Source organism: Moraxella sp. CTOTU48268, from assembly GCF_032069585.1.
Lineage (GTDB): Bacteria > Pseudomonadota > Gammaproteobacteria > Pseudomonadales > Moraxellaceae > Faucicola > Faucicola cinerea.
The window spans coordinates 92077-99903 of sequence record NZ_DAMALV010000003.1; the positions used below are offsets into that span (position 1 = coordinate 92077).

At 45.5% G+C, this 7827-nt stretch carries 8 protein-coding genes; 1 reads left to right on the plus strand and 7 read right to left on the minus strand.

All coding sequences use genetic code 11. The annotated features are described in order from the left end of the window. Window positions 1–56: 56 nt before the first annotated feature. Window positions 57–590, minus strand: coding sequence for a hypothetical protein (locus tag RT143_RS01775; RefSeq protein ID WP_313090756.1), 534 nt, complete (start codon window positions 588–590; stop codon window positions 57–59). Window positions 591–1090: 500 nt separating this feature from the next. Between RT143_RS01775 and argA the strand changes: the two genes are divergently transcribed. Then, window positions 1091–2449, plus strand: a complete 1359-nt coding sequence (argA, locus tag RT143_RS01780) for an amino-acid N-acetyltransferase (RefSeq protein ID WP_065262875.1) — start codon at window positions 1091–1093, stop codon at window positions 2447–2449. Between the two features lie 95 nt (window positions 2450–2544). On the opposite strand, the gene RT143_RS01785 is transcribed toward argA, so the two are convergent. From RT143_RS01785 to parE, 6 genes are all read right to left on the minus strand, one after another. Beyond that, complete coding sequence (locus tag RT143_RS01785) at window positions 2545–3288, minus strand: BamJ family beta-barrel-assembly machinery protein (protein ID WP_409519676.1); 744 nt, start codon at window positions 3286–3288, stop codon at window positions 2545–2547. A 151-nt stretch (window positions 3289–3439) separates the two neighbouring features. Further along, a complete protein-coding gene (locus RT143_RS01790) occupies window positions 3440–4285 on the minus strand; it encodes a BamJ family beta-barrel-assembly machinery protein (protein ID WP_159373977.1) in 846 nt (281 codons plus the stop codon). Window positions 4286–4647: 362 nt separating this feature from the next. Further along, window positions 4648–5283 carry a lysophospholipid acyltransferase family protein gene (locus RT143_RS01795; protein WP_138017853.1) on the minus strand — a complete coding sequence of 212 codons (636 nt, stop codon included), beginning with the start codon at window positions 5281–5283 and terminating at the stop codon, window positions 4648–4650. A 97-nt stretch (window positions 5284–5380) separates the two neighbouring features. Continuing rightward, window positions 5381–5719, minus strand: a complete 339-nt coding sequence (locus RT143_RS01800; protein WP_313090760.1) for a YnfA family protein — start codon at window positions 5717–5719, stop codon at window positions 5381–5383. A 27-nt stretch (window positions 5720–5746) separates the two neighbouring features. After that, window positions 5747–5908, minus strand: coding sequence for a hypothetical protein (locus RT143_RS01805; RefSeq protein ID WP_313090761.1), 162 nt, complete (start codon window positions 5906–5908; stop codon window positions 5747–5749). Window positions 5909–5921: 13 nt separating this feature from the next. Further along, window positions 5922–7811, minus strand: a complete 1890-nt coding sequence (parE, locus tag RT143_RS01810) for a DNA topoisomerase IV subunit B (RefSeq protein WP_313090805.1) — start codon at window positions 7809–7811, stop codon at window positions 5922–5924. Window positions 7812–7827 lie beyond the last annotated feature (16 nt).

A 7827-nucleotide genomic window follows, 5' to 3' on the forward strand; every position in this document is an offset into this window, starting at 1 on the left:
GAGCGGTTTTATGCGTTGAGCCCTTCTAGGCATTGCTTCTAGGTATTGAGCGCTTATTATTTTACTTTTAAACGATACTTTACCATCGCTACCTCATTAAGACCCAAACCTGGTACATCCCACTGTATGGCTTTATAGTAAGCCATCGGTAGGTTCTGTAGCACGCCATTCATGTTAGTTTTTAGCGGCATATATTGAAAATTGGCACCGTCCATACTACCAAACGCGCGGGTTGGCTCCACATCGCTTGTGCTCACTAATTCCATATTGGCTGGAATGTTCATGGTCACTTTCATGTTGCGGATACGGTCAGGGCTGTTATTGGTTAAGTAGCCGCGATACTCTACGACGTTGCCTGATGCAAGGCGCGTTTGTGCATTGATGGGGCTTAACACTTCTTGACCTTGTGGATCCTGACCAACAACAGAGGCTAAAATGCGGGTTTGAACTTGACCAGCAGCGGGGGCTGAGATAGATGCAGCTTGACTATTATCAACAGGGTCTAAGGCCACCGTTGGCAGCACAGCCGTTGCGGCGGCTGATGCGCCAAGTGATGCGGTCATTAGCGCGAATACTGAAAGCTTTTGCATGAATATTCTCCATTAAATCATGATTTTCAAATGTTCAAAATTGTTGTGTCAGCGGGTGCTAGCGTATTCTCTTTTTTTGGCAGGTTGGCATACACCGCTGATTGGGTGATCAAATAGGTTAAGGCTCGACTATAGATTAGCATAACAAACTTTACAATTTAACTCACTAGCAAGTTGAAAGTTGCGGGATGAATTTACTAAATACAAACAGCGCAGCCAAAATCAGTAAGATTAACTATTGTATTTTGTAAGGTTTATTGATAGCCTTATCGTTAGTCTCTGAGCGATGCGCGCAATCACGCTGTTAAGCTTACATGTATGTTGAATTAAAAGAGACAAAAACTTTATCGTGCGCTGTTTGTACGTCTACTTTTTTTATCATGTCTACTGTTATCATGCCAACTTCAACCGACACTTCAGCAAGTTTTACCCATGGCACTGCACCGCTTGCCGATGGCGAAACGATGACTGATAATAACCCTATACTTGCCTATCACGCTATGATTGATTTACCCAATACTGCCCAACAAAATGCCGCTGCCACAACCCCAGCTTATGTTACCCCGCCTTATGTATTATGGTTTCGTAACTTTGCGCCCTATATCAACACCCATCGTGGCAAGACCTTTGTCATTATGTTCAATGGCGAAGCGGTCAATCACGACAATTTTAGCCATTTGATTCATGATTTTGCGCTGCTGCATAGTCTTGGCATTAAGCTCGTACTCGTTCACGGTGCGCGTCCGCAAATTGATGCCAATCTTGCCGAGAACCATATCGAAACACCGATGGCAGATGATGTGCGCATCACCACAAAAGAAGCCATGCCGTACATCCTAAAAGCCGTTGGCTCAATTCGTCTGCAAATTGAAGCGCAGCTATCGATGGGACTTGCCAACTCGCCGATGTATGGCTCTCGTATTGACGCCATCTCAGGCAACTTCGTCACCGCCCGTCCTTACGGTATCCGTAATGGCATCGATTATCAATTCACTGGGGAAGTGCGCGCGATTGATGCCGAAGCCATCCACAATAATTTAATCCATGACCATGTGGTGATTTTGGGCAGTATGGGCTATTCTGCGACAGGCGAAGTATTTAACCTGCTGGCTGAAGATGTGGCGCTACAAGCGGCGATTAGCCTAAAAGCGGATAAATTAATTTTCTTGGGTGAGCAAACAGGTATCTATAAAGATGGCACTCACCTGCTTAAAGAGATGATTCCGCATGAAGTGACACGCTTCTTACGTGATGTTCCTGAAAGCTCAGAAATCGCGCGTTTCTTACGGGCAGCCAGCGATGCTTGTCAATACGGTATCCACCGTACCCATATCATCTCCTATGCCAAAGATGGCGCACTGCTTGAAGAGTTATTTACCCGTGATGGCTCAGGGACGCTGATATCCCATGACCCGTATGAAGAAATTCGCCGTGCCGATATCGATGATGTGGTAGGTTTGATTGAACTGCTAGAGCCACTCGAAGAACAAGGTATTTTGGTCCGTCGTTCACGTGAGCGTTTAGAGAGCGATATCGAAAACTTTAGCGTGATTGAGCGTGATGGCATGGTATTAGGCTGCGCGGCTTTATACCCACTCAACGACCAAGCCGCGGAAGTGGCTTGTGTGGCTGTCCATCCCGATTATCGCAATGGTAGCCGTGGCGCAGATTTGATCGCATTCTTAGAGCAACAAGCGCGTAGCCGCGGCATTCATGAACTCTATGTCTTGACTACTCGCACCGCGCATTGGTTTGTCGAGCATGGGTTTATGGAAGTCCCTGCTGAATCGCTACCTGCTGATCGCTATGCCTTTTATGACAATACCCGCAACTCTAAAGTATTAAAAAAGGTGCTTTAAAGGTACGCCGTTCAGGCCATCATATAAAAAACGCTCAATAGGAATATGAGCGTTTTTTATAGCCAACTGGGGAAAACTTTAAGATAGGAAAAAATTTAAAGTTTGACAGGTTGAGTCACAGGTGGATTGACTTGTAACAGCTCAATATCAAAAATCAACACGCTATTGGGTTCGATATCGGCATTACCTGCTTCGCCATACCCCAAATTAGCGGGGACAAACAGACGGTATTTACCCCCTTCTTTCATCAACTGTAGCCCTTCTGTCCAACCTTTAATTACTTGGTTGAGTGGGAAAGTCACAGGTTCGCCACGTTTATAAGAGCTGTCAAAAATGCTACCGTCAATCAAGCGACCTTCGTAGTGGACTTTGACTTTGTCCGTCGCTTTAGGCGATTTGCCTCTCCCTTGTGTTAGCACTTGGTATTGTAGACCCGACGCGGTAGTCATCACGCCTGATTTTTTGCCGTTTTCTAGCAAGAATTGTTTGCCTTTCGCCGCATTGCTCGCTGCTAACGCTTGTACTTCTTTGGCATAGGCAATTTCTTTGTTTTTTTGATAGTCTAGCAATACTTTTTGCATTTGTTTTTTGTCAAGATTGGGCGACTGCGCTGAGTATGCATCTCGAAATCCCTGAAAAAACGCATCAAGATTTAAGTCATCAATACTGTCTTTGTTGCTCTCACCCATCAGATAGCCAAAACTATAGCCGACTTGTGCCAATGCTGGGCTAGCTGCCGTCACTGTGGATTTTGGTACATAAACAGAGGACGCAACTTTGTTTGCACGAGTGCTGGCCGGTGCGGCATTTGCACTGATTGATGTAACCACTAACAGCATGCCAGTAGCGATGCCAGTCACTAAACTTACTTTTTTATATGCTAAAATCATTGGGATGTTCCTTTGTCATCGTGCCGATGAGTAGGGCGAGCGAATTCGATAGTTGCGCTTGCCCAGCTGATTGAGATCACCTATCTGATGCCAACCCCACCTATTGAGCAGGTTGAGAAGCTGACTGCATGGATTCAATTTGTTGTTGTAATTGGGCTTGGATATCCGCTGCGGCAGGCTGTGCGGCATCAGCCGGTGGATTGACTTTTAGCAAATCAACATCAAAGATGAGCACACTATTTGGCTCAATCCCACCTTGAGGGGCGCCTTGCTCACCGTAAGCAAGTTTTGATGGAATGTAGAAGCGATATTTGCCGCCTTCTTTCATTAATTGTAAGCCTTCAGTCCAACCTGGGATAACTTGGTTAAGCGGGAATACCGCAGGTTGACCGCCATGCTGTGCGGTGCTATCAAATACTTTACCGTCTAGCAATTTACCTTCATATTGTACTGCTACGATATCTGTGGCTTTTGGCTGCGCGCCGGTACCTTCTTTGAGCACTTCATACTGCAAGCCAGACGCGGTAGTTTTGACCCCTGCTTTTTTAGCGTTTTGCGCTAGGAAAGCCTCGCCTTTGGCTTGGTTGTCTTGTAGGCGTTTTTGGATTTGATTTTGCTCATAGGTTTGTACCGCTTTAATCATTTCTTCACGGGTCATGGTCGATTCTTTACCATTAAAACCGTCATTGATACCTTGATTGATATCAGCAGGATTGAGGTCTTTGGCGTCTTTTTTGACGTTTTGACCCATCATATAACCTAGGCTATAACCTACCTTTGCCACTTCACTGCTTTGGGCATTGATAGCGGCTGAATTACCCGCCAACTGACGGCTACCGATGGCGGCTACTTGTGGGTCGTTGCCAAAACTTTTGATAAAAACGGGTGATAATGCCAAAGCACCTAACACAACTGCTGCCAATACGGGAACTGTATTATTGCTCATAAAATTTCCTATCTGATATGTCCAATTAAGGTCTAATAACTATTAAAAAATCGTCTCAAAATTGTATCTATCATAGCAGAAATAGTTTGTAAAACCTATGGCATCGTCAGGTTTAGGTTTTTTTGTGGGCAAATAGCGGCGATAGCAAAACGGTCTTTACCTCGATACCCTTTTATTGACCGTATCGGCAGCAGAAGGACTTTCATACCGCATTTTTACCCATTTTTTACCCTATCAACCCGCTAACGATGAATGGGATGAATGCGACCGCAGGCTTGTTAAGCCCTTGACATAAAGTTACCTTAACTAAAAGTAGCTCAACGTAGAGACAGCATAAGAAATTTATGGGGTAGCTAAGACAGTTAGCCATGCAAATCTTGTAACGGCTGTGACATTTTCTCAAAGTATTTGCCTTTGACGCCGCGATAGTTTTCTAAAATTTTGGGTAAATCGGCGTCATAGTCGCCTGTTGGGTAAAACAAGGGCATAAAGCGCATTTGCTTGGTGTTATAGTCCATCGCAATCGGTAAAATGGGTACGCCCGCCCCTACAGCAATATGATAAAACCCTGTTTTCCATTTTTCGGTATAACTGCGTGTCCCTTCAGGTGCCAACCCTAACCAAAGCTGCTCTTGTTGGTTAAATTGCTCAATGGCCGCCTGCAAAGTTGAACCTTTTTTCTGACGGTCAATCGAAATCATCCCACCCCATTTTAAGAAAGACCCGATGAGGGGGAGACGAAACAGCTCTTTTTTACCCATCAATTTAAAATCAATGCCAACCGATAAAATACCCATGACCGCATTCCAGCCATCTTCATTGGAGGTGTGCGGGGCAGCGAGCATCACCAGTTGTTTGACATCAGGTACGTCACCGACCACTTGCCAACCTGTTATTTGTAAGTATTTTGCGGCAAGTTTGGCAATTTTGGGGTCATGACGGCGCGGCACGTTAGACCCAAATTGGCTAGGGTCTACTGGCGTTTGGTTGATATCCATGAATATACTCTTTGAGATACTAAAATTAAGATACTAGGCTAAAATTTTCAGTTTACATTAGTTCACTGAAATTAGCAAATTTGTTGATTGGAGGAATTTATAATAAACTTTTGGGCTGCAGGATAATAACAGTTGCGCCCAACAATATTACTAAACCGCCAATGCTGTCCCAGTGTGTCAGAGAAACGCCATCGACAAATTTTAGCCATATCAAAGCCGTCGCGATATAGATGCCACCATATGCGGCATACACTCGTCCTGTCGCGGTGGGATGAAGGGTCAGTAACCATACGAACAGAGCAAGCGTGATGGTCATAGGTACAATGAGCCAAAGCGGTTTGTGCTGTTTGAGCATCAGATAGCCAAGATAGCAACTGACAATCTCGGCAATGGCGGTGATAAAGAATAAAAACAGGGTAATCAACAATTTAGTCATATTCGCAGATTTGCCCCATATTAGATGTTAGGCAGAAAGGGAAAGTTGATAAATCGCATCACGAGCGTCATTTTCCTTTGAAAAGTTTAAAGCGTCATAGTATTTATCTACTTGATAATGTTTAAACGTATCAAATAGCCATGCACTTTCAAATGTACGCGCTATCATTGTAGGCTTAACGTCAATCATTTTTGCCTAGCCATTAAACCCCAATTTCCGCCAAATCGCCTTTTTGCTCAAGCCATGTTTTACGGTCGCTGGCGCGTTTTTTGGCAAGCAGCATATCCATCACGCTATCGGTTGCAGTTGGGTCATCAAGGTCTAGCTGCACCAAACGTCGCGTATCAGGATTCATCGTGGTTTCACGTAGCTGTTCGGCACTCATCTCGCCCAAGCCTTTAAAACGGGTAATTTGCGGCTTTTTATTTTTTGCCACTTTTTTCAAGATTTGCTCAAGCTCGTCATTATCAAGGGCGTACTCCACCTCTTTGCCAATATCAATGCGGTATAGCGGTGGCATAGCGACATACAAATGCCCAGCATCAACGACCGCTTTAAAATGTTTGACAAACAGCGCACACAGCAGCGTGGCAATATGCAGTCCATCCGAATCGGCATCCGCCAAAATACAGATTTTATCATAACGCAGTTCGCTCAAGTCGTCCGAATCAGGATCAACGCCAATGGCAATGGCGATGTTATGAATCTCTTCACTGGCAAGCACCGTATCGGGCGATACTTCCCATGTGTTCAAAATCTTGCCTCGCAGGGGCATAATGGCTTGGAAGTGACGGTCACGTGCCTGTTTTGCTGAGCCACCTGCCGAATCCCCTTCCACCAAAAACAGCTCTGCGCCATCTCGCAAATCACCGCGACAATCCGCCAATTTGCCTGGCAGTGCAGGTCCTTGGGTGATTTTTTTACGCTCAACTTTTTTGGCAGATTTTAGCCGTTTGCCGGCTTTGTTAATCGCCAATTCAGCGATTTGTTTGGCAATCTCTGAGTTTTGATTGAGCCACAGGCTAAAGCCATCTTTGGCAAAGGCTTGTACCACGCCCGCCGCTTCTCGGCTCGATAAGCGCTCTTTGGTCTGTCCGCTAAATTGCGGTTCGGAGAATTTTAGCGATAAAATATAATTGACCCCATCCCACACATCTTCGGCAGCGAGTTTGACGTTGCGCGGCAGTAGATTGTGCAGTTCACAAAATTCTTTTAACGCGTCAGTAATACCTGTGCGTAGTCCATTGACGTGGGTGCCACCTTGTGCTGTAGGAATCAAGTTAACGTAGCTTTCTTGCACAGGCGTACCACCCTCACTAAGCCAACAAATGGCAAAACTTAAGCCTGCTCGCTCGCCTTTTTTGGCGTCGTAATTAAACACAAATGGCTGTTCTGGGAGGGTGATTTCTTCGACCAGTTGCTCAGTCAAGTATTGCGATAGCCCATCGCTAAATTGCCAAACGTCTTTGTCGCCGTCAATGTCATTGATAAAAGTGATGGTCAGCCCTGCCGATAACACGGCTTTGGCTTTAAGATGATGTTTGAGTTGTTTGATGTTAAATTTTGGTGAATCAAAGTATGTTTCATTGACCCAAAACCGCACAAGCGTACCGCGTTTTTTCTTGTTAGAAGACGGGGCAACCGCCAGCGGAGCAACGGCATTGCCATCGACAAATTGCATGGTGAATGCTTCGCCATTTCGCCACACAGTAACATCGACTTTGTGCGATAAGGCATTGACGACTGAAATCCCCACGCCATGCAGACCGCCTGAGACTTGATAGTTGTCGGTAGAAAATTTACCGCCTGCGTGTAAGCGGGTGAGTATCAGTTCAATGCCTGATTGGTTAAACTCAGGGTGAATGTCGGTGGGCATGCCGCGTCCGTCATCTTCGACTGATAATGAGCCATCCGTGTGCAGTATCACGGTGATGTTTTTGGCGTGACCTGCAAGGGCTTCGTCCACCGAGTTGTCGATGACTTCTTGTGCCAAGTGGTTTGGGCGGGTGGTATCAGTGTACATACCAGGGCGACGGCGTACCGGGTCAAGACCTTCTAATACTTCAAGTGAGGTGGATGTATAATTGCTCATTTTTTTCCCATTAAAT

Coding starts and splice junctions, on each gene's coding strand:
- RT143_RS01795 (WP_138017853.1), bottom strand. CDS start 5,283: ATGGATATCAACCAAACGCCAGTAGACCCTAGCCAATTTGGGTCTAAC.
- argA (WP_065262875.1), top strand. CDS start 1,091: ATGATTGATTTACCCAATACTGCCCAACAAAATGCCGCTGCCACAACC.
- RT143_RS01805 (WP_313090761.1), bottom strand. CDS start 5,908: ATGATTGACGTTAAGCCTACAATGATAGCGCGTACATTTGAAAGTGCA.
- RT143_RS01785 (WP_409519676.1), bottom strand. CDS start 3,288: ATGCTGTTAGTGGTTACATCAATCAGTGCAAATGCCGCACCGGCCAGC.
- parE (WP_313090805.1), bottom strand. CDS start 7,811: ATGAGCAATTATACATCCACCTCACTTGAAGTATTAGAAGGTCTTGAC.
- RT143_RS01800 (WP_313090760.1), bottom strand. CDS start 5,719: ATGACTAAATTGTTGATTACCCTGTTTTTATTCTTTATCACCGCCATT.
- RT143_RS01790 (WP_159373977.1), bottom strand. CDS start 4,285: ATGAGCAATAATACAGTTCCCGTATTGGCAGCAGTTGTGTTAGGTGCT.
- RT143_RS01775 (WP_313090756.1), bottom strand. CDS start 590: ATGCAAAAGCTTTCAGTATTCGCGCTAATGACCGCATCACTTGGCGCA.